This window comes from Nocardiopsis sp. YSL2, assembly GCF_030555055.1.
GTDB lineage: Bacteria > Actinomycetota > Actinomycetes > Streptosporangiales > Streptosporangiaceae > Nocardiopsis.
Window position 1 is genome coordinate 78,842 of record NZ_JAMOAO010000002.1, and the last position, 17,119, is coordinate 95,960.

Genomic DNA, 17,119 nt, shown 5'->3' on the forward strand with positions numbered 1-17,119 from the left:
CCTCATGGAGAGCCGATGAGCAGCCTCTACACCCGGATCCTGCAGCACATGAAGCAGGGGCACCCGAGCGGCTTTGACGCCGAGCAGTACGCCCGCCTCGCGGCCGACTTCATCGCACCCGAGGTCGAACGCCTCGAAGCTGACCGGGAGGCCGCCCGCAAGCGCGCGGACGCCCTCGAATCCTCCCTCTCCGAGCAGCAGGCGTGGTCCGACGCCATGGAGAAGCGCCTGCAGACGTCGGCCGCGCGTGTCCAGCAGCTCCTGAGCGAGGTCGACCCTGACCGGCTCCGTGCGCTGGAGGAAGCGGACCGCACCCTGACCGCCCTCCACGGTGCCCACATCGGGGACCCCGAGTCTGCTGCCGACCGCGTCATCCTCTACCGGTCCACGGTCGAATGTGTCCTCCTCGACTACCACCACAGCCGCGGCCAGCTCGACGACGCCGACCCCAACCTCGAAGAGCTCGCGCACGCCTACCAGGAGGCCACCGGGTGGACAGCCGCGCACGAGGAGGGCGATGCCTGATGCGTGGCTCCAAGACCCTCGCCTTCGAGCTCGGCCGCCTTCTCGACGTCTGGCACGTCGACGCCGACCCCGGACGGCACTCCTGCACATCACGCCCCGGATGGCGGTGGCACGTCCACCACTGGCGGATCCACAGCCTCCCGCTGATCAGCCTCCGGCGGCGCCTGCTCACCCGCTGCGCCTGGTGCCGCGGGCGGCACCGCCGGATGGACCCGGTCAACACCGGACACCCCGGAACGCCCAGGGCGCCGTGGTGGCGCGGTGAGATCCACCTGTTCCACGGCGACTGCATCCGCATCCACGACGCCCACGCCACGTGCCTGTGCGACGACCCGCTTCCGGAGCACGAGTCCCACGGCACGTGCGTGTTCTGCGGGCGGTTCCGCCCGTTCGGGATGACGCCGGAACGCCTCGCTCGGGAGAGGGCGCTGGCGGCGATACCCGCGGGCGCCCGGCATGCTCCCTCCGGGGAGGTGCCCGGTGCCTGACTCCGACGACACCCTGCGGCGCATCGACGACGCCCTCATCGATTGGCACGGCAGCTTCGACTCCATGACCTGGGCGCCGCCGCCCGGCGGCGTGGACTCCTCCGGCCTCCCGGCCACCGCCGAACCCGACACCGACCCGGACATGCGCCGCCGCCCCGACCGGCCCGAATGCGACTGCGGGCGCCAGCACTGCGACGGCAGCAACCAGTGCCAGACCCCGGCCCCAATTCTCCGAGGCCTGGGCTACTTCGTGCCCGAAGGGCACCGCGCATACGGGTGGGCGTCCCTCTACATCGACCCATCGGCGCCCGCCGAGGAAGCCGTTGAGTGGGCTCGCCGCCGCCTGGCCGACTGGCTCCGCGACGCCCCGGAGTGGCGGCTGATCCCCGGCCTGGAGATCGGCTACGTCATCGAGGTCGCGGGCCGCCCGGAGAACCGCGGGACCCTCGTCACGGCCATCGCCCACCGGCCAACGGGACTCGGCGCGCCCGCGCTGGCCCCGGGCAGTCACCTGCGGCCCACAGAACTGCCCGGCCGGCACCACATCCGGTGGGGTGTCATCGAGCCAACCGCAGACGAAGTCGACCTCGCTACGCAGGGCTGGCGCGACCTCGGCCACGTGCACCCGGGTCACGGCGGCACGCCCCCGGCCCTGAGGGCCCGGCCCACCCACGACCGCCACCGACTCGAAGGAGATGAGCGCTGATGAGCGTCTGCGAAGGACCCTGCAACCGCACCTGGCGACAAGGCCGCGAGGCGTTCGTCAACGCCCTCACCACCTGGGAGGAATCCGACCCCGACACGCGCGGAGACCGGCCCATCCCGCCCGACATCATCCCCACCCCCGGGGAACCGGTGTGGTGCCGGTCCTGCACCGGCGGCATCCGCCGCGCCCTGGCCGACCTGGACAACCTCGCACCCCTGATCGCGGCCACCTCGGACGGGTACCGCACCCGCACCGACGACTCCGACCGGGTCCGCGGTTCCCAGGCGGCGCCCTCACCCAGCCCGGCCGCTGACGTCCTCGACGAGCTGTACGGGTACCTGTCCCGCATCGAGGCCCAGTGGCGCGAGGCCCGCGGGTACGGCACCCGGCCCGAACGGTCCCGCGGCGCCCCGGCCCTGACCGTCGTCGTGTCCTGGCTCAGCGCACACCTGGACAGCATCCTCGCCGACCCCGGCAGTGTCGGATTCGGTCAGTCGGTGCTGCGGTGGCAGCGCCACCTGCAGGCCCTGGCCAAGGCCCGCCCCGAGGGCAAGCGCAAGCCGTTCCCGTGCCCGAGATGCGACCGCCGCACCCTCGTGCATGAGGTCGACCGCGACCTGGTCCGCTGCGAGGGCGCCGACTGCGGCCGGGTCATGTCCACCGACGAGTACGACACCTACGTGGTCGACCGGGCCCAGCGGGCCGCCTCATGAGCGGCGCCGACGAGGTCCTCGAACTGATCGACACCACCCTGACCGACTGGGCGGTGTCCGCCGACGCCATGCGCAGCGCTCCCTGGGGCAGCGACGAACGAGCCGCCTCCGTATTGACGCCCGAACGGGTCGCGGACGCCTTCGACGTACCGCGCCAGCTCGTCGTGCACTCCAACGCCGGCCCGGCCGACGCCGTGGCGGCGCTGCGGGAGCTACGCGACAACCTGCCCCCGCAGTCGAGCACCGTCCGCTTGGCCATGTCCCGGCACGACGTGGCCCGGCTCCAGCGGCTGTTCGTCACGCACTACCGCGCCCAGGTCAACGAGGCGCGGGAAGCGCTGCGGCCCGCCTTCGAGGCCGCCCAGGAAGCCGTGCGCACCGCCTACCGGCAATTCCGGGGAAACCGCTGGGTCCTGTGCCCGTGCCCGCCGCAGGAACCCGACCCGAAGGCGTGGGTCACCTTCACCGACCAGCCCGCCAGGCGACCGCGCGCGCACCACCGCCGCGGCCCCGACCCCCGGCGCATCAGCGTCCGACGCGCGCCCTCGCGCACCGGGAGGCGGGCATGACCACAACCACCCGAGCGCTCTGCCGGCACGCCGACGCCCTACCAGTCGAATCCGCCGTCACCGGCGACACCCTCGCCTACCTCTGCCCGGCCTGCGACACCCAGCTCCCGGCCAGCTTCGGAGCCGAACTCGAACAGCTCCGCGCCCGGATAGCCCGCCAGGACGCCTGCGACCACAACCGGGAGGTCTCCGACATCACCGTGTGGGGCGCAGGCGTCGTCGCGAGCCTGTGCCAGGACTGCGGCAAGAACATGACCCCCTGCACCGCCGGAGGTAGCGACCGATGACCGACGTCATACACATCGCCGGACTCGACATCCAGGTCGGCCCGCACCTGCGCCAGCGGTGCGCCTGGTGCGGCGCCGTGCTCGTCGACTACGACCTGACCCTGACCGCAGCCCCCGAGGGCCAAGACCCGCGCCCCGCCACCTGGCCGGTCGGCCGACTGGTCGCTGTCGACGGCCCCGCAATGTGGACCGTCGAGCACGCCGACGGCGACCGCCTGCCCGACGGAGCGTGCGCAGGCCTCGACCCCCACGCCACCACCTGACCACGAAGGAGAAGACCCCATGGGATCACTGTGGATCACCATCACCGGCGCGGACGACGACACACGCCGCCGCGCCGTCGACGCCCTCCACGACGCCGGCATCGACGTCGAACGGGCCTGGATCGACGACCGCACCCCCGCCGGCATCCGCACCCAGGCCGGCGCCGCACGCAGCGCGCGCCGCGACCCCGCGGGCGCGACCCTCGGAGGAGGAGTCGCAGCGGTGTTCGGTGGACTGGCCGCCTGGCTCTTCACCCTCGGAGGATGGTGGATCGCCGCGGCTGTCGCCTGCGCGCTGCTCGCCCTGTTCGGCGTCGTCGGCCTGGTCGAGAGCCTGCAGAAGAAGCCGCGCAAGGAGGACTCCGCAGAATGAGCTACGAACCCGCGATCACCGACTTCACCGCCACCTGCTGGGAGTGCGGACAGCCCATCCAGCACACCGGCGGCATCGCTGACCCCGCACACGTCTGCAAACCCGAGGACGCCACCCGCTGGGCCGCCTACCTGGAGGGCTGGCACGACGGCTACCGGCAGGCCGCAGAGAACCCGGCCGACCCCATGGTCATGGCAGACCGAGCCGCCTACGGCACCGGGTGGGCCGGCGTCATGCGTACCGGCGAGTTCTCCATCAGCGGATGCGCGGACCAGGAGGCCCCCGGTGAGTGACACTGGCCGCCCGAGCGGGCCACACACCCCCTTCGCCGCGTTCGGATTCACCGAGGTCACGGCCGAGCAGGTCCCACCCGGATCCGCCGTCCTGATGCCCGAACCGGTCCACCCGGATCGGCAGGACCCTGCCCGCGAGTACGTGTACGGCATGCCCGTGGACGGGATCGCCGCCATCCGAACCCAGGAGGACCGCACCGTGGCCAACCCGACCGCCGACGCCCCGACCTCCGGGTTGGAACTCACCGACGCCCAACGTGACCAGATCGTCGCGTGGTTCACCAGCGCCCTGCCCACCGGGGCGGACGCCGCGAAAGCCGCCGCTGACGCCGGGGCCGAACTCGATCGCATCGACCAGGCGCTCCGAGACGCCGGGATCGAATACCCGCTCGGAGCGCGAGGCGTGCGCGACCTCGCGAACCAGCGGGACGGAGCCGACGAAGCCCGCGATGAGGCACTGGCCAAGCTCCGCAGGTACAAGGACGGAGCCGAAGCTGCGGACGGCGAGCAGATGACCGCGCACCAGCTCGCCCGGAAGCTCCTGGAAGGCCCCGACTGGCCCGTGGAAGTCCAGGCGTCCTGGGACTCCGTGACGGATGTCGCCCGGTACCTGGGCAAGGTCGCGATCCTCGTGGAGGGCGAAGAGCCCGTGGACATCCCGGACGTGTGGTGACCGGCTCCGACGAGAGGAACCCCGTGAGCATCATCGACGCGATTCGCCGTCTGCTCCGCCGACCACGCTGGGACGTCGGCGGCGGCCGTCTCCCAGGCCACCGCCCCGACCCCGACGGCCTCCTGATCCGTATGAGCCCCGGCATGGGCCTGTGCCCAGAGCCGGACTGTGACTGGGCATACGAAGGCGGCGAGTACGCGTACCTGTACGCACTCGCCAAGCACCGAGGAGAAGAGCACCATGACGATCACTGAGTTCCTGGCCGCGCGCCTGGACGAATACGAAGGCGCCCTCGAAGACGCGACCAGCGGACCGCCCAACTCGCCCGCGGCCACCTTGGGCGGCACCGCTGTCAACGCCGTGCTGACGGGTGACTGGGGGACTGTGGACCGCGAGGTGGCGTGGCTGCGCCGAGACCTCGCATCGAAGCGGTGGATGCTCGACATCATCCGCCCCGACCTCGAAGCCGCCTCCGGGGAAGTCGCCGCACCGGAACTCGGCGCGGAGCTGGGGCGCTGGACCAAGGCCTACGCCATCGCGAGGGCCATGGCCGTGCCCTACGTCGACCACTCGGACTACCGGGAGCAGTGGCGTCCGTGAAGATCGACAGTTCCGAAGTCTCCCGGGCCCGATAGGCCTACCGTGAACCCATGACAGACCTCCAGATACGTGTCCTTGAAGCCGTCGTAGCAGCACCGCACGACATCCTGATGCCCGGTGCGGTAGCACGCGACCTGAACGTCAGCACCGGCACCGTGGAAGCTGCGGTCGATTCCCTCGACCGCAGCTACCGCGCCTTCTCCCACGTGGCCCGCGGCGGCACCGACCAAGGATCATCGTCCATGGTCCTGAACTTCGGCGGACTGACCGACGCCGGGCGCGCGCTCGCTGAACAGCACGACCTGCTCTGACATATACGACCGCCAGAGGCCCCGGTGACGCCCCCAGCCGCTCCTCCCTCATCCAGCGGGTAGGCTGCCCTGCTGGATGAAGGGGGTCACAATGCTCGATCACACCGACCCGCGGCAGCGCTGGTACAACCGGGCCGAGGCAGCCGAGGCGGCCGGAGTCAGCCTCCGCACCATCCAACGGTGGATCCTGTCCGGGCGCCTCACCGAACGACTCGGGCACGTCAACGCCGCCGACCTGTTCGAGGTCGAACGCGAGCGGCGCACTGCCCGCACCCGCCCCGCCCCTGGTTGCGCAGCGTAGAGGGCGTGGCATATCCTGTACTCAGAGTTGAATACGTGTACCCAACGCCCGGACGGCCACAGGCCCCGGGCGTTTCGTATGCCCCGGGAAGCCTGAGCGACACCCGTTCCGCGGGCACGCCGACCTCCCGGCCCGCCCGGCCCCACCAAGAACCTAACTCCTGCTCCTGGTGGCGCCGGGCCCTCTGTCTCACCCGCGCAGTACCGGGAGTCGCGCCCCGGCCGGGCCGGCCCGCCCCGGCACACAGCGGGCCCCACGTCGTACCCGGCAACCCAACCCGTCGGCGTCCCGCCGTGCCGGGTACAGCCCCGCCCACCGCCCCACCCGGGGCGGCTCCTGGAGGGCGGGGCACCACACTCCCAGCCCCACCCGCACTGCAGGTGAGGACTGGCGGCTGCCCGAGGAGGCACTCCACCATGGCCGACCCGCAGGCGCCCGGCGCGGTCACCGGATACCGGCAGCACCCGCAGGACCGCATCGACATCGTCAACCGCGTCAAGGCCGCGGAGAACGAGCTCGGGGACCTCGTCGCAGAGCTCCAGGCCCGCGACGGCGTCGACCAGCGCATGCTCGAACTCGGCCGCACGAACCTTCAGCAGGGCTTCATGTGGCTCGTGAGATCCGTCTTCCAGCCCGAGAGCAGGCTCTGAACATGGACCACGCCGGCATCGCCCGCGTCTGCTACGACGCCAACCGCGCCTACCAGGTCGTCACCGGTGACCCCGCCGTGTCCCCACCGTGGGACGAAGCCCCCGAGTGGCAGCACGAGTCCGCGCTTGTCGGTGTCGAGCAGGCCCTCGACGGCGCCACCCCTGCACAGCTCCACGAATCGTGGTGCGCACACAAGCGCTTCGACGGGTGGAAGTACGGCCCGATCAAGTCCTTCGAGGACCGCACCCACCCGTGCCTGGTGCCCTACGAGGAACTCCCGGAAGACCAGCGCCGCAAGGACGCCCTCTTCCACGCCATCGTGGCCGCCCTCCGCTGACACCCGACACGAACGCCGGCGGCAGACGACCGCTGATCGAACACGCGTACCCACACACCACCGGAGGTCGCCATGCCGCGCGTCACCATCCCAGTCACCACTCTGTCGGACGCCGGGGTCGCCGACCCCACCGAGACCGACGGAGACGCCGTCAACCAGCACGCGCTCCCCAACACCGGGAAGACCATCCTGCGCGTGCGCAACAACGACGCCAGCGCGCTCGACCTGACGCTCGGCACGCCCATCACCGTCGGAGGCAAGGCCGTCGACGACACCGTGGTGTCCATCCCCGCCGGGGCCACGCGCACCTTCGGGTCGCTCTCGCCCGCCCTGTACGGCACCTCGGTCCCGATCGACGTCGCCAGCGCCGAGCTGAAGCTCATCGCGTTCGAGCCGTGAGCCGCTACCGCATCTACAAGGCCGAGGTCCGCCGTGGCCACCAGGTCATCTGCCCTGAGACTCCCTGGCGGGTCATCGTGCACCGCCCAGGCGAGGAGATCAGCCTGCACCAGGCGGTGAGCTGGAATGCCGCCCTGAACTGGCTGGCCTACGCATGGCCGGTCCTAGACGACTACGCCCTGAGCGCCTGACCGGAGAGGCCCGCCCATGCCCGACGCCGTCTACCGCGAGCGTGCCGCACTCGTCGCGCTCCTCGCCGCCCAGTACCCAGCCGTCATCGTCCCCGATGGGGACCCGCAGACGCCGGGCTGGTCGCTCATCTACGTGGACACCCCGCACGGCCAGATGAGCTGGCACCTCAGCCCGGACGACCTCGACCTGTTCGCCCACGTGCCCACCGTGGACGACGGCCCGACCTGGGACGGGCACACCACCGAGGAGAAGTACCAGCGCCTCGCCGCGCTCACCGCCGAGGTGGCCGCCACCGGCACGCCCCTCATGCGCAGCGCCCACGGCGACCCCCAGGTCGTCCGCCCCGGCGACACCCTCATCCTGCGCAGCAAGGCGGTCATCACCGCGGAGACGGCCGCGAAGCTCAAGGCCGACGTCGCCCACCGCATGCCCGGCGTCGACGCCGCCATCTTCGCTGGCATCGAGCAGCTGGCCGTGTACCGGCCCGACCCCGAGTAGCGAGCCAGCCGTGCCCAGCAGAGCACCCCGCCGCTGCACCCGCTGCAGGAAGCTCAAGGGACCCGACGGCCAGTGCTCACCCCAGTGCCGCACACGCATGCGCAGGCGCGGCGAGAGGGCACGAGGCACCAGCACCGCCCAGGGGTACGGAGCAGAGCACCGCGACCGCTTCCGCGCCGGCGTACTCGCCCGCGACCCCGACTGCGTCCTGTGCGGCGACCCAGCAACCCAGGCCGACCATCACCCGCTCTCACGCAAGGAGCTGGTGGCCCGAGGGCTCGACCCCAACGACCCCGAGTACGGCCGCGGTCTCTGCCGCCCGTGTCACTCCTCCGAGACCGCCCAACACCAGCCCGGTGGGTGGAACCGCAGGTAAGGCCGGTTCGATCACCCCGCCGACCCCCGGTATCCACAGGGGGGAGGGGGTGGGTCGCCGACCTGGGGGAGCAGGCCGAGCAAACGCCCTGGTGACTGCGCGTCCTCGCCGACAAAAGATCCGAATCTGTGCAGCGATGAGAGCAGGGAGGTCGTCATGGGACGTGGAGGACAGGGCCGCCCCACGAAGCCGACCTCGCTCAAGGTGTTGCACGGCGACCGCCCGGACCGCATCAACGACGGCGAGCCGATCCCCGACGAGGGCGAGATCGCGCCGCCCGAGTGGCTGCTGGACCTGGACGCCGAAGCCAAGGACGGGGTCGAGAGCGCCCTGGACGTGTGGCACCGCCTGACCCCGGACCTGATCCGCCAGGGCGTCCTGACCGCGTGGGACGTGGAGTCGTTCGCGGTGTTCTGCGACGCCGTGGTCGGCCACCGCCGGGCCGCGATGACCGTGTCCCGCGAGGGGCTGACCATCGCGGGCGCCCGGGGCACGGTGAAGAACCCAGCGCTGACGGCGCTGAAGGACTACGCCGAGATCGTCGCCCGGTACGGCGCCCGGTACGGGCTGACCCCGTCGGACCGCGCGTCGCTCAGCATCGGAGGCGACGCGCATGGCGCGAAGGACGACCTCCTCACCGGGTAGCCCGGCGCCGCGCGCCAAGCGCGCGACGCCCGCGGGGCGCCGGCCGCGCCGACCGCGCACGCTGGTGGTGGACCACGAACGGCGGTGGCGGCCGCGCACGCGCCGCGGTGACGTGTGCGGGTACACCTTCCGGGGCCAGCAGTGCGAGAAGAAGGGCGCGCACTACTGCGAGCCGCGCGCCGACCGGGTGGTCGCGTTCTTCGCCGAGCTGCTCGTGCACACCAAGGGCCCACACCGGCGCAAGCCGTTCGTGCTCAAGGCCTGGCAGGAGCACGAGATCGTGCGGCCCCTCTTCGGCGAGGTCGTCTGGTCCGCCGAGTACGGCTGCTACGTCCGCCGGTACCGGATCGCCTACGTGGTCCTCGCCAGGAAGAACGGCAAGAGCGAGCTCGCGGCAGGACTGCTGCTCTACCTCCTGGTCGGTGACGACGAGGAGTCCGCGGAGGTCTACGGCGCGGCGGCCGACACCAAGCAGGCCGGCAAAGTCTTCGAGCCCGCCTTGAGGATGATGCAGCTCCAGCCGAAGCTGTCCGCCCGGATCAAGCACGCCAAGAACGCGCGCCGTCTGGTCGATGAGCGCACGGCGTCCTACTACGAGATCATCACGGCGGACGCCGACGGCGAGCTCGGGCACAACCCGCACGGGTTCTGCCTCGACGAGGTTCTGAGCCAGCGCGACGGGTCGCTGTGGGCGGCGCTGACCACGGCGGTCGGTGCGCGGCTCCAGGAGCTGCTGTTCGCCATCACGACGGAGACGAACGACTCCGCGTCCTTCGGCGCCGACCTCATCGACGAGGCCGAGCAGATCCAGGCCGACCCGGCCCGCGCGCCGCACGTGTTCGCCTACGTCCGCAAGATGCCGCGCTCGCAGGAGGAACTCGACCGGCTGCGCAAGACGTTCCCCCACCACCCCGACCTGCCGGTGTCCCTGGACCCGTGGGACGAGGCGAACTGGAAGTGGCCCAACCCAGCACTGGGTGAGTTCAAGTCCCTGGATGCGATGCGCCGCCAAGCCCTCGACGCCAAGACGGACCCGACCAAGGCCAACTCGTTCTGCCAGTTCTCGCTGAACCAGAGGGTTCAGCAGGCGTCGCGCTGGATCACCATGGACCTGTGGGACGCGAACACGGGTGAGATCGCCGCGACCCCCGACTGGATCGTCCCGAAGCTCGAAGGCCGCAAGTGCTGGGCCGGCCTCGACCTGTCCTCGAAGTTGGACCTCACCGCGTGGGCGCTGCTGTTCGCGGACGGCAGCGTGGTCTGGCGGTTCTGGGCCCCCGAGTCGGTCCTGCCCGCCCTCGACGAGCACACCGACGGGAAGTTCTCCCAGTGGGTGGCCGCCGGGTGGGTGACCGCGACCGAAGGCGACGTCATCGACTACGAGACCGTCTACGCCGACATCGAGGAAGACCACGCCCGGTACGCCATCGTCGACGTCACCTACGACCGCTGGTCGGGTGAGCCGGTCCGCCAGGAGGTGCAGAGCCGCACCGGCCTGGAGATGGTGGAGTCGGGCACGACCTTCGACAAGATGACCGCCCCGATGAACGAGCTCAAGCGGCTGCTCATCGGCCGTGAGCTGGCGACCTTCGGCAACCCGGTCGCCCGGTGGATGGCCGACAACCTCGAAGCCAAGAGCCCGCGCGACGACCCGGACCGGGTCCGCCCCGTCAAGCCCAACCGGCACAAGTCCGGGCTGCGGATCGACGGAATGCTCGCCGTCATCTTCGCCGTCGACGGCCGCCTGGCCGAGGCCGCCCGCGACGCCGACAACCTGCCCCAGGCCGACATCTTCTGAGGAGCACGCGATGCACCGATGGGCTGCTGTGGCCTGCCTTGCCGCCGGAACCTGGATGCTCACCGGGCCCGGGTGGGCCCTGCTCGCACTCGGGGCCCTGGTGTGGCTGCTCGCCCCCGCCGGTTCCGGCCAGGTGCGCGCCGACGACGTCACCGCGCGGACCAAGGCCGCCGCGGCCAGCGTCCGCGCGGCGCTGGCCCGCACCCGCCAGATGCCCCGGCGCACCATCGCCGTGACGACCATGGTCGTCGGCGCGATCGTGCTGCCCCTCGGAGTCGGGCTGCTCGCCGCCGCAGCGGCGACCACGGCCATCGGCGCCGGCGCTGTCGCCGTCACCGCGGGAGTCGAGATGGCCGCGCTGTCGATCCTCACCGGGTGGAACGCCTGATGGGGTGGCTCAGCGGCCCGCCCGAGACGAAGGCGGCAGGCGCCAGTGGGCTGTCGCCCACGCTGAACCTGGGCCCCGGAGCTCCGCTGTACCCGAGCTCGGGGTTCCTCTCCGCGGCCGCGCACGGGTTCGGCCGCAACGAGCTCGTCTACGCCTGCATCATGGAGCTGGCCACCTCGATGCCCGAGGCCGTCCTGCGTGTGTACGGCCCCGACGGGTTGGGGGAGGCCAAGGAGAACCACCCGCTGCGCCGCCTGCTCGCGGACCCGAACCCGATCCTGTCGGAGTTCGAGCTGTTCGAGCTCACGGTCATCCACATGATGCTGGCGGGCACGGCGTTCTGGGAGATCGTCCGCGACCAGGCCGGGCGCCCCGTCCAGCTCTGGCCGCTGCGCCCCGACCTCGTCCGGTTCTGGCTCCAGCCCAACGGCCGCCTGCGGTTCGGGTTCCTCGCCGGCGCAGGCGGCAGGATCGTCGACCTCGGCGAGGACGTCATCGCGTTCCGGCTGCCCAACCCCGTGGACCCTCTCGTCGGGCAGCCGCCGCTGCGGCCCGCGCTGCGGGCGGTCGCCCTCGACAACGAGGCCACCGACTTCGTGAAGGCCCTGCTGCAGAACCGTGCGGTGCCCGGCACGATCATCACCGTCCAGCAGCAGCTCGACGAGGACAACGCCGAGCGGCTCGTCACGAAGTGGAAGCAGAAGTTCGGCGGTGCCCGCCGCGGCGAACCGGCCGTCCTGCAGAAGGGCATGGACGCCAAGGTCCTCGGGCTCGACCTGGACAAGCTGGAGTTCCCGGACCTGCGCACCATCGCAGAGTCGCGGATCTGCATGGCGTTCGGAGTGCAGCCGATCCTGATCAGCGCCAAGGTCGGACTGGACCGGTCCACCTTCGCGAACTACGCGGAGGCCCGCCGGAGCTTCTGGGAAGAGACGGTCATGCCGCTGCAGCGGCGGTTCAAGGACGTGATCGTCCGTGCCCTGCTCCCCGCGGTCAACGACGCCCAGTTCTCGAACCCGCGCCGGGTGGCGGTGCGCTGGGACCGCTCCGAGGTGCTCGCGCTCAAGGAGAGCGAGCAGGCGATCTGGGAGCGCGCGAACTCCGCGCTCCGGGCCGGGGCGATCACGGTCAACGACTTCCGGCGCACCGTCGGGATGCCGCTGGTCGACGGCGGCGATGTGTTCCTGCGTCCAGCCGGTGTCGTGCCTACCACCGCCGACGGCACCCCCACCGGCGGAGCGCTCCTCGCGGACCCCGCCGCCTCCGGGGACGGCGACGAGGACGAGGGTGACGAGGACGACGACGCCCAGGGCGGAGAGCCCGGACAGTCGTCGCTGTCCGACACCGACCTCAGGCGCATGCTCGCTGCTCTGCCCGAGGGGTGAGCTGAGTGGCCGCCCGCCCGCGGGTGCCAGCCCGGCACCTGCGCGACGCCACCCGCAGCATGGTCGCGTTCTTCAAGCTGCAGCGCGCGGCCGTCGTCGCCCGGTGGCCCGACCCGAAGTCGCACCGGCCCGGCGCGCGCAAGGCCCGCGTCGACGAGCTGTTCTCGCTGTCCCGCTGGGACCGGGTCCTCGCCCCCGACATCTACTCCATCGCCCTCGGAGTGTCCGTGGCGGCCGGCACGTCGATCATGGCCGGCCTCGCGGGGTTCGAGGAGGAGGACTACGACGAGGAGCGGACGTTCGAGTGGCTGGCCGTGCACGCCGCCGCGGTCGCCGCGAGCATCAACATCACGACCCGCGAGGACCTGGCCACCGCGCTCACCGCCGGGCAGGGCCCCGAAGACATCGCCAGCATGTTCGCCGGCTACCTCACCCGCCGCGCCCCGCAGATCGCGCAGACCGAGGTCACCGCGGCGAAGGGCTTCGGAGCCCGCGAGGCGGGACAGCAGACCGGTCTGGACATGGTCAAGACCTGGAAGACCGGCTCCAACCCGCGCAGCAGCCACGCCCGCCTCGACGGCGAGACCGTGCCCCTGGATTCCACGTTCAGCAACCGTGCCCGCTGGCCCGGCGACTCCGTGCTCGACACCGAAGAGCGCGCAGGATGCAACTGCTCCATGGAGATCGACACTACCGAGTGAGGACACCGTGACCATGCAAACGCTCGTCGTGCCGGTCGAATGGAAGGCCGCTGACGACACCGATGAGAACACCCTGACCGGGTACGCCTCGACGTTCAACAACGTCGACCTGCAGTACGACACCGTCGCCAAGGGCGCGTTCAAGAACAGCCTCGGGCGCGTGGCCAAGGGCGAGGTGCCCTACCTCGCCGACCACCGCGCCTCGGTCCGCGACGTCCTGGGCACCCTAACCGAGGCCGAGGAGGACAACCGCGGCCTCAAGATCAAGGTGCGGTTCGCCAACGACGCCGACTCCCAGGCCATCCGTCAGAAGATGATGGACGGCCACGTCCGCAAGATGAGCATCGGCTACGAGCCCCTGCAGTGGCGGTATGAGACCCGCGGCCAGAAGCGGGTCCGCGTCCTGGAGGACGTCAAGCTCTGGGAGGTCAGCGCGGTCGTGTTCCCCGCCAACCCCGCCGCGATCATCCAGACCGTCAAGAGCGCCGTCGCCGAGACCATCGACACTGTGGTGGCCGGGGCGGTCGCCGCCGGCGGCGACGAGGCCGAGATCAAGGCGGCCATCGCCGCATGGGGCACGCCCCTCACAGACCAGGCACCGGGCGCCGCAGAGCAGCCCGGCCAGCCCGAGAAGAAGACCGACACCACACCCCACCTGGAGAAGGACGAAGCCGGGGCTGACGGGGGCGCCGAGCCGAAGAAGGACACCGGTGAGCACACCGGCCCGGATTCACTCACGCTCAAGATGCACCGTGCGGACGCCGTGCTCGCAGGCCGGGATCCCGACGAGGTGGCCGACCCCGTGAAGTACGCGGGGACGAGCGCCCGTCTGGACGCGCTCGGCGACTGGGTCGAGCGCAGCACCCGCGCGGACGAGCTGGCTGAAGAGCTGGCCTCCCTGCGCGGCAACCGGTAACCGAACACGACACACGAGGGGCTCGCTGATGCGGGTCCTTTTTCGTGTGCGCACGAAGGAATGGAGGGGCCATGGCCCACCCGCTTCTGGTGCGCGCGGCTCAGTGCATCGAGCAGGCCCGCGCGCTCAACGATGAGTTTCCCGACAAGTCCAAGATGCCCGCGGAGGTCACCAAGAAGATCGACGCTCTGCTGGGCGAGGCGTCCAAGTCCAAGGCGCAGGTCGAGCGCGAAGCGAAGATGACCGACCTGGACAACTACCTGGCCGCGCCCAACTACAAGCACGACATGGGCGCCGACGGCGGCAGCGGCACCGAGAGCGGCGGCATGTCCGTCGAGCAGATCGGCGGCGTGTACACCACCGACAAGCAGCGCAAGGAGGCCAAGCGCAAGGCCTTCCTGGACTACGTGCGCAAGGGCGGCGCGCACATGTCGCACGAACGCAAGGCCGACCTGGTCGAGGACACCGAGGGCCAGGTGCTGGTCCCCGCGGACTTCGTCGGCACCATCCTGCGGGAGCTGCCCCGGGACGCCGTGATCCGCAACCTCGCCACCGTCCGGCCCACCAGCTCCAACAAGATGGACATCGGCGTGGTCAACGTGGCCGCCGCCGGCTGGGGCAAGCTGGAGACCGGCACGACCGCCGCCGACGGCCTGGCCGCCGACCCGGCCGACAAGGACACCATCGAGGTGTTCGACCTCAACGCACTGGTCAAGATCGGTGTGGACGAGCTCGACGACGCCGACGACGACCTCGAAGCGGTCATCTCCCAGGCGCTGAGCCTGAAGATCGCCGAGATGGAGGACGACGCCTTCGCGTCCGGCAACGGCACCAGCCAGCCGCAGGGCCTGTCGGTGGCGGCGACCATCACCCAGGGCGTGGCCGGCGCCGCCGGCGAGACCGTCGCCGGGGACGAGCTCAAGCGCACCATCTTCTCCGTCCCGGCGCAGTTCCGCCGCAAGGCCAACGCCGCCTGGCTGTACCACACCAGCGCGGAAGAGAAGATCGCGCTGCTCAAGGACGCCGACGGCCGCTACCTCCTGCAGCCCAACACCGCCGAGGGCGAGCCCGACATGCTCATGGGCTACCGGGCCTACACCGTCGACGGGCTCCCCGCCATCACCACGACCGTGGACGGCGCCGGAGCGGGCACCGACAAGAGCATCATGTTCGGTGACCTGCGACAGGGTTACATGATCGCCGACCGGCGACGGCTCACCGTCACCCGCCTGACCGAGCGCTACGCCGAGGAGGGCAAGCTGGGCCTGCTGTTCCGGCACCGCGTCGGCGGTGGCGTCATCCGGCCCAAGGCCTTCGCCTGGTACAAGCTGTGACCGCCCCGGGGCGGCGCCGATTCGGCGCCGCCCCGGATCCGCATCCGCAGAGGAAGGACAGCACGTGCGAGTCCGGATGACCCAGGCGACGCGCATCGAGGTCGCCCCGAAGAGGCACGCCGACCTGGACAACCACCACGAGTACTACCTGGACGACCAGGTCGCCCGGAAGCTGATCAGCCAGGGGCGCGCCGTCGAGCTGGACCGTGCCGGCCGCGACGTCGCTCCCAAGAAGGCTGCGAAGCCCCCGGCGAAGAAGCCCACCGGTCCGGCGGGCAAACCGGGCAGTGAACGGCAGGGCAAGGCCGTCACCCCGCCCGAGAACAAGCAGGACGACGGCACCTCCGAAGGCCCTGCCACGGGCAAGGGCAAGGACACCTGATGGCCCGCCCTGTGCACGTCGCCTCCGGCACCGGCGGCGTTCAGGCCGCCACTGGGGCGGGCACGCTGGTCGCCTTCACTGCGACCGGGTCGGCCGCCTCCGTGGTGCGCCTACACGACGGCACCGACAACACGGGCCCCGTGGTCGCGGTCATCGGCGTCCCCGCTGGTAACACCGCGGCCGATCGCCTGGCCGCGGTGGACTTCACCACCGGGGTGTTCATCGACCGCGACGTCACGAACGCTTCCGAGTTCGTGCTCTACCTGCTGTGAGGGACGACCATGCCTGAACCGAGTGTGTTCGACGAGGACACCGGCGCCTACGTGCACGGCGCGGCCATCGCCGACGTGCCCACCGACGTGTCCGCGGACGCCGCCGCCAACGCCGAGGCGATCAACGGCATCCTGGCTGCGCTGCGCTCGCGCGGCATCATCGCCCAGGACTGACCCGTGGCCACTGCGTTTGCGGCTGTCGGTGACCTGCGCACCTTCATCGACGACCAGACTCTGGACGACGCGCGCGCTCAGCTGCTGCTGGACGCGGTGTCCGACGAGATCCGCGACGCCGTCGGCTGGTCCATCACCCAGGAAGAAGATGAGGTCGCCACGCTGGACGGCCGCGGCGATCACGTGCTGCTGCTGCCCACCCTGCGCCTGACGTCGGTCGCCTCCATCGTGGAGGACGGGCAGACGCTCACCGCCGGCGACGACTACCTGGTCTACACCGACGGGCGGCTGGCCCGTATGTCCGGCGGCCGACCAGCCCGGTGGACCACCACCCGGCAGGGGGTCGTGGTCACCTACAACCACGGCTACGCCGATGCCGCGGTGCCCGGCGTGATCAAGTTGATCACGCTGGAGCAGGCGGTGCGCACCGTCGACAACCCCGGCGGCAAGCTGAAGTCGCGGACCATCAACAAGGTCGCGGTGACCTACGCCGAGATGCGCCAGATGGTGCTCCCGGTCGACGACTCGCGCCTGGACCGGTATCGGATGCCCGACCGGGGGTTCGCCTG

General features: G+C 71.1%; 31 protein-coding genes. All 31 read left to right on the forward strand.

The window, feature by feature from the left end; translation table 11 throughout:
• The first annotated feature begins 15 nt into the window (after window positions 1-15).
• Window positions 16-525, forward strand: a complete 510-nt coding sequence (locus M1P99_RS28245) for a hypothetical protein (protein ID WP_304455951.1) — start codon at window positions 16-18, stop codon at window positions 523-525.
• Window positions 525-1,013, forward strand: a complete 489-nt coding sequence (locus M1P99_RS28250; protein WP_304455952.1) for a hypothetical protein — start codon at window positions 525-527, stop codon at window positions 1,011-1,013. Before M1P99_RS28245 ends, M1P99_RS28250 begins: the two co-directional genes overlap by 1 nt.
• Window positions 1,006-1,719 (forward strand): hypothetical protein, encoded by a 714-nt coding sequence (locus M1P99_RS28255; RefSeq protein ID WP_304455953.1) that lies wholly within the window; start codon window positions 1,006-1,008, stop codon window positions 1,717-1,719. Before M1P99_RS28250 ends, M1P99_RS28255 begins: the two co-directional genes overlap by 8 nt.
• Window positions 1,719-2,432, forward strand: a complete 714-nt coding sequence (locus M1P99_RS28260; RefSeq protein WP_304455954.1) for a hypothetical protein — start codon at window positions 1,719-1,721, stop codon at window positions 2,430-2,432. The genes M1P99_RS28255 and M1P99_RS28260 overlap by 1 nt, the downstream gene beginning before the upstream one ends.
• Entirely contained in the window at window positions 2,429-3,001 is a 573-nt protein-coding gene (locus tag M1P99_RS28265; protein ID WP_304455955.1) for a hypothetical protein, read from the forward strand. Before M1P99_RS28260 ends, M1P99_RS28265 begins: the two co-directional genes overlap by 4 nt.
• Window positions 2,998-3,288, forward strand: coding sequence for a hypothetical protein (locus M1P99_RS28270; RefSeq protein WP_304455956.1), 291 nt, complete (start codon window positions 2,998-3,000; stop codon window positions 3,286-3,288). Before M1P99_RS28265 ends, M1P99_RS28270 begins: the two co-directional genes overlap by 4 nt.
• Window positions 3,285-3,551, forward strand: coding sequence for a hypothetical protein (locus M1P99_RS28275; protein ID WP_304455957.1), 267 nt, complete (start codon window positions 3,285-3,287; stop codon window positions 3,549-3,551). The genes M1P99_RS28270 and M1P99_RS28275 overlap by 4 nt, the downstream gene beginning before the upstream one ends.
• A gap of 19 nt (window positions 3,552-3,570) precedes the next feature.
• Window positions 3,571-3,924, forward strand: a complete 354-nt coding sequence (locus M1P99_RS28280; protein ID WP_304455958.1) for a hypothetical protein — start codon at window positions 3,571-3,573, stop codon at window positions 3,922-3,924.
• The gene (locus tag M1P99_RS28285) at window positions 3,921-4,217 is read left to right on the forward strand and encodes a hypothetical protein (protein ID WP_304455959.1); all 297 of its coding nucleotides are present in this window, start codon (window positions 3,921-3,923) and stop codon (window positions 4,215-4,217) included. The genes M1P99_RS28280 and M1P99_RS28285 overlap by 4 nt, the downstream gene beginning before the upstream one ends.
• Window positions 4,210-4,890, forward strand: coding sequence for a hypothetical protein (locus tag M1P99_RS28290; RefSeq protein WP_304455960.1), 681 nt, complete (start codon window positions 4,210-4,212; stop codon window positions 4,888-4,890). Before M1P99_RS28285 ends, M1P99_RS28290 begins: the two co-directional genes overlap by 8 nt.
• Window positions 4,891-4,913: 23 nt before the next feature.
• Complete coding sequence (locus tag M1P99_RS28295; RefSeq protein ID WP_304455961.1) at window positions 4,914-5,144, forward strand: hypothetical protein; 231 nt, start codon at window positions 4,914-4,916, stop codon at window positions 5,142-5,144.
• The gene (locus M1P99_RS28300) at window positions 5,131-5,490 is read left to right on the forward strand and encodes a DUF6221 family protein (RefSeq protein ID WP_304455962.1); all 360 of its coding nucleotides are present in this window, start codon (window positions 5,131-5,133) and stop codon (window positions 5,488-5,490) included. The genes M1P99_RS28295 and M1P99_RS28300 overlap by 14 nt, the downstream gene beginning before the upstream one ends.
• A gap of 50 nt (window positions 5,491-5,540) precedes the next feature.
• On the forward strand, window positions 5,541-5,801 hold the full coding sequence (locus M1P99_RS28305) for a hypothetical protein (protein ID WP_304455963.1): 261 nt from the start codon (window positions 5,541-5,543) through the stop codon (window positions 5,799-5,801).
• Between the two features lie 91 nt (window positions 5,802-5,892).
• Window positions 5,893-6,102, forward strand: coding sequence for a hypothetical protein (locus M1P99_RS28310; RefSeq protein ID WP_304455964.1), 210 nt, complete (start codon window positions 5,893-5,895; stop codon window positions 6,100-6,102).
• Between the two features lie 416 nt (window positions 6,103-6,518).
• Window positions 6,519-6,752, forward strand: a complete 234-nt coding sequence (locus M1P99_RS28315) for a hypothetical protein (RefSeq protein WP_304455965.1) — start codon at window positions 6,519-6,521, stop codon at window positions 6,750-6,752.
• A 2-nt stretch (window positions 6,753-6,754) separates the two neighbouring features.
• The gene (locus M1P99_RS28320; RefSeq protein WP_304455966.1) at window positions 6,755-7,090 is read left to right on the forward strand and encodes a RyR domain-containing protein; all 336 of its coding nucleotides are present in this window, start codon (window positions 6,755-6,757) and stop codon (window positions 7,088-7,090) included.
• A gap of 72 nt (window positions 7,091-7,162) precedes the next feature.
• On the forward strand, window positions 7,163-7,489 hold the full coding sequence (locus M1P99_RS28325) for a hypothetical protein (RefSeq protein ID WP_304455967.1): 327 nt from the start codon (window positions 7,163-7,165) through the stop codon (window positions 7,487-7,489).
• Window positions 7,486-7,680 (forward strand): hypothetical protein, encoded by a 195-nt coding sequence (locus tag M1P99_RS28330; protein ID WP_304455968.1) that lies wholly within the window; start codon window positions 7,486-7,488, stop codon window positions 7,678-7,680. The genes M1P99_RS28325 and M1P99_RS28330 overlap by 4 nt, the downstream gene beginning before the upstream one ends.
• A 16-nt stretch (window positions 7,681-7,696) precedes the next feature.
• Window positions 7,697-8,179, forward strand: coding sequence for a hypothetical protein (locus tag M1P99_RS28335; protein ID WP_304455969.1), 483 nt, complete (start codon window positions 7,697-7,699; stop codon window positions 8,177-8,179).
• Window positions 8,180-8,189: 10 nt separating this feature from the next.
• Window positions 8,190-8,555, forward strand: coding sequence for a hypothetical protein (locus M1P99_RS28340; protein ID WP_304455970.1), 366 nt, complete (start codon window positions 8,190-8,192; stop codon window positions 8,553-8,555).
• 156 nt (window positions 8,556-8,711) lie between these two features.
• A complete protein-coding gene (locus tag M1P99_RS28345; RefSeq protein ID WP_304455971.1) occupies window positions 8,712-9,200 on the forward strand; it encodes a phage terminase small subunit P27 family in 489 nt (162 codons plus the stop codon).
• Window positions 9,169-10,998, forward strand: a complete 1,830-nt coding sequence (locus M1P99_RS28350; RefSeq protein ID WP_304455972.1) for a terminase large subunit — start codon at window positions 9,169-9,171, stop codon at window positions 10,996-10,998. The genes M1P99_RS28345 and M1P99_RS28350 overlap by 32 nt, the downstream gene beginning before the upstream one ends.
• A 10-nt stretch (window positions 10,999-11,008) precedes the next feature.
• The gene (locus M1P99_RS28355; protein WP_304455973.1) at window positions 11,009-11,386 is read left to right on the forward strand and encodes a hypothetical protein; all 378 of its coding nucleotides are present in this window, start codon (window positions 11,009-11,011) and stop codon (window positions 11,384-11,386) included.
• Window positions 11,374-12,771, forward strand: coding sequence for a phage portal protein (locus M1P99_RS28360; protein WP_304455974.1), 1,398 nt, complete (start codon window positions 11,374-11,376; stop codon window positions 12,769-12,771). The genes M1P99_RS28355 and M1P99_RS28360 overlap by 13 nt, the downstream gene beginning before the upstream one ends.
• Before the next feature lie 5 nt (window positions 12,772-12,776).
• The gene (locus M1P99_RS28365; RefSeq protein WP_304455975.1) at window positions 12,777-13,472 is read left to right on the forward strand and encodes a hypothetical protein; all 696 of its coding nucleotides are present in this window, start codon (window positions 12,777-12,779) and stop codon (window positions 13,470-13,472) included.
• Window positions 13,473-13,485: 13 nt separating this feature from the next.
• The gene (locus M1P99_RS28370; RefSeq protein ID WP_304455983.1) at window positions 13,486-14,388 is read left to right on the forward strand and encodes an HK97 family phage prohead protease; all 903 of its coding nucleotides are present in this window, start codon (window positions 13,486-13,488) and stop codon (window positions 14,386-14,388) included.
• Between the two features lie 71 nt (window positions 14,389-14,459).
• The gene (locus tag M1P99_RS28375) at window positions 14,460-15,722 is read left to right on the forward strand and encodes a phage major capsid protein (protein WP_304455976.1); all 1,263 of its coding nucleotides are present in this window, start codon (window positions 14,460-14,462) and stop codon (window positions 15,720-15,722) included.
• Window positions 15,723-15,786: 64 nt separating this feature from the next.
• The gene (locus M1P99_RS28380) at window positions 15,787-16,104 is read left to right on the forward strand and encodes a hypothetical protein (RefSeq protein ID WP_304455977.1); all 318 of its coding nucleotides are present in this window, start codon (window positions 15,787-15,789) and stop codon (window positions 16,102-16,104) included.
• Window positions 16,104-16,376: a hypothetical protein gene (locus tag M1P99_RS28385; protein WP_304455978.1), complete on the forward strand. Its 273-nt coding sequence runs from the start codon at window positions 16,104-16,106 to the stop codon at window positions 16,374-16,376. Before M1P99_RS28380 ends, M1P99_RS28385 begins: the two co-directional genes overlap by 1 nt.
• A gap of 9 nt (window positions 16,377-16,385) precedes the next feature.
• The gene (locus M1P99_RS28390) at window positions 16,386-16,550 is read left to right on the forward strand and encodes a hypothetical protein (protein ID WP_304455979.1); all 165 of its coding nucleotides are present in this window, start codon (window positions 16,386-16,388) and stop codon (window positions 16,548-16,550) included.
• A 3-nt stretch (window positions 16,551-16,553) separates the two neighbouring features.
• Window positions 16,554-17,119 (forward strand): hypothetical protein (locus tag M1P99_RS28395; RefSeq protein ID WP_304455980.1); only part of this gene is annotated, 566 nt, incomplete at its 3' end.

Coding starts and splice junctions, on each gene's coding strand:
- M1P99_RS28285 (WP_304455959.1), top strand. CDS start 3,921: ATGAGCTACGAACCCGCGATCACCGACTTCACCGCCACCTGCTGGGAG.
- M1P99_RS28335 (WP_304455969.1), top strand. CDS start 7,697: ATGCCCGACGCCGTCTACCGCGAGCGTGCCGCACTCGTCGCGCTCCTC.
- M1P99_RS28280 (WP_304455958.1), top strand. CDS start 3,571: ATGGGATCACTGTGGATCACCATCACCGGCGCGGACGACGACACACGC.
- M1P99_RS28300 (WP_304455962.1), top strand. CDS start 5,131: ATGACGATCACTGAGTTCCTGGCCGCGCGCCTGGACGAATACGAAGGC.
- M1P99_RS28390 (WP_304455979.1), top strand. CDS start 16,386: ATGCCTGAACCGAGTGTGTTCGACGAGGACACCGGCGCCTACGTGCAC.
- M1P99_RS28355 (WP_304455973.1), top strand. CDS start 11,009: ATGCACCGATGGGCTGCTGTGGCCTGCCTTGCCGCCGGAACCTGGATG.
- M1P99_RS28310 (WP_304455964.1), top strand. CDS start 5,893: ATGCTCGATCACACCGACCCGCGGCAGCGCTGGTACAACCGGGCCGAG.
- M1P99_RS28250 (WP_304455952.1), top strand. CDS start 525: ATGCGTGGCTCCAAGACCCTCGCCTTCGAGCTCGGCCGCCTTCTCGAC.
- M1P99_RS28345 (WP_304455971.1), top strand. CDS start 8,712: ATGGGACGTGGAGGACAGGGCCGCCCCACGAAGCCGACCTCGCTCAAG.
- M1P99_RS28305 (WP_304455963.1), top strand. CDS start 5,541: ATGACAGACCTCCAGATACGTGTCCTTGAAGCCGTCGTAGCAGCACCG.
- M1P99_RS28325 (WP_304455967.1), top strand. CDS start 7,163: ATGCCGCGCGTCACCATCCCAGTCACCACTCTGTCGGACGCCGGGGTC.
- M1P99_RS28370 (WP_304455983.1), top strand. CDS start 13,486: ATGCAAACGCTCGTCGTGCCGGTCGAATGGAAGGCCGCTGACGACACC.
- M1P99_RS28265 (WP_304455955.1), top strand. CDS start 2,429: ATGAGCGGCGCCGACGAGGTCCTCGAACTGATCGACACCACCCTGACC.
- M1P99_RS28320 (WP_304455966.1), top strand. CDS start 6,755: ATGGACCACGCCGGCATCGCCCGCGTCTGCTACGACGCCAACCGCGCC.
- M1P99_RS28385 (WP_304455978.1), top strand. CDS start 16,104: ATGGCCCGCCCTGTGCACGTCGCCTCCGGCACCGGCGGCGTTCAGGCC.
- M1P99_RS28375 (WP_304455976.1), top strand. CDS start 14,460: ATGGCCCACCCGCTTCTGGTGCGCGCGGCTCAGTGCATCGAGCAGGCC.
- M1P99_RS28270 (WP_304455956.1), top strand. CDS start 2,998: ATGACCACAACCACCCGAGCGCTCTGCCGGCACGCCGACGCCCTACCA.
- M1P99_RS28245 (WP_304455951.1), top strand. CDS start 16: ATGAGCAGCCTCTACACCCGGATCCTGCAGCACATGAAGCAGGGGCAC.
- M1P99_RS28315 (WP_304455965.1), top strand. CDS start 6,519: ATGGCCGACCCGCAGGCGCCCGGCGCGGTCACCGGATACCGGCAGCAC.
- M1P99_RS28275 (WP_304455957.1), top strand. CDS start 3,285: ATGACCGACGTCATACACATCGCCGGACTCGACATCCAGGTCGGCCCG.
- M1P99_RS28350 (WP_304455972.1), top strand. CDS start 9,169: ATGGCGCGAAGGACGACCTCCTCACCGGGTAGCCCGGCGCCGCGCGCC.
- M1P99_RS28260 (WP_304455954.1), top strand. CDS start 1,719: ATGAGCGTCTGCGAAGGACCCTGCAACCGCACCTGGCGACAAGGCCGC.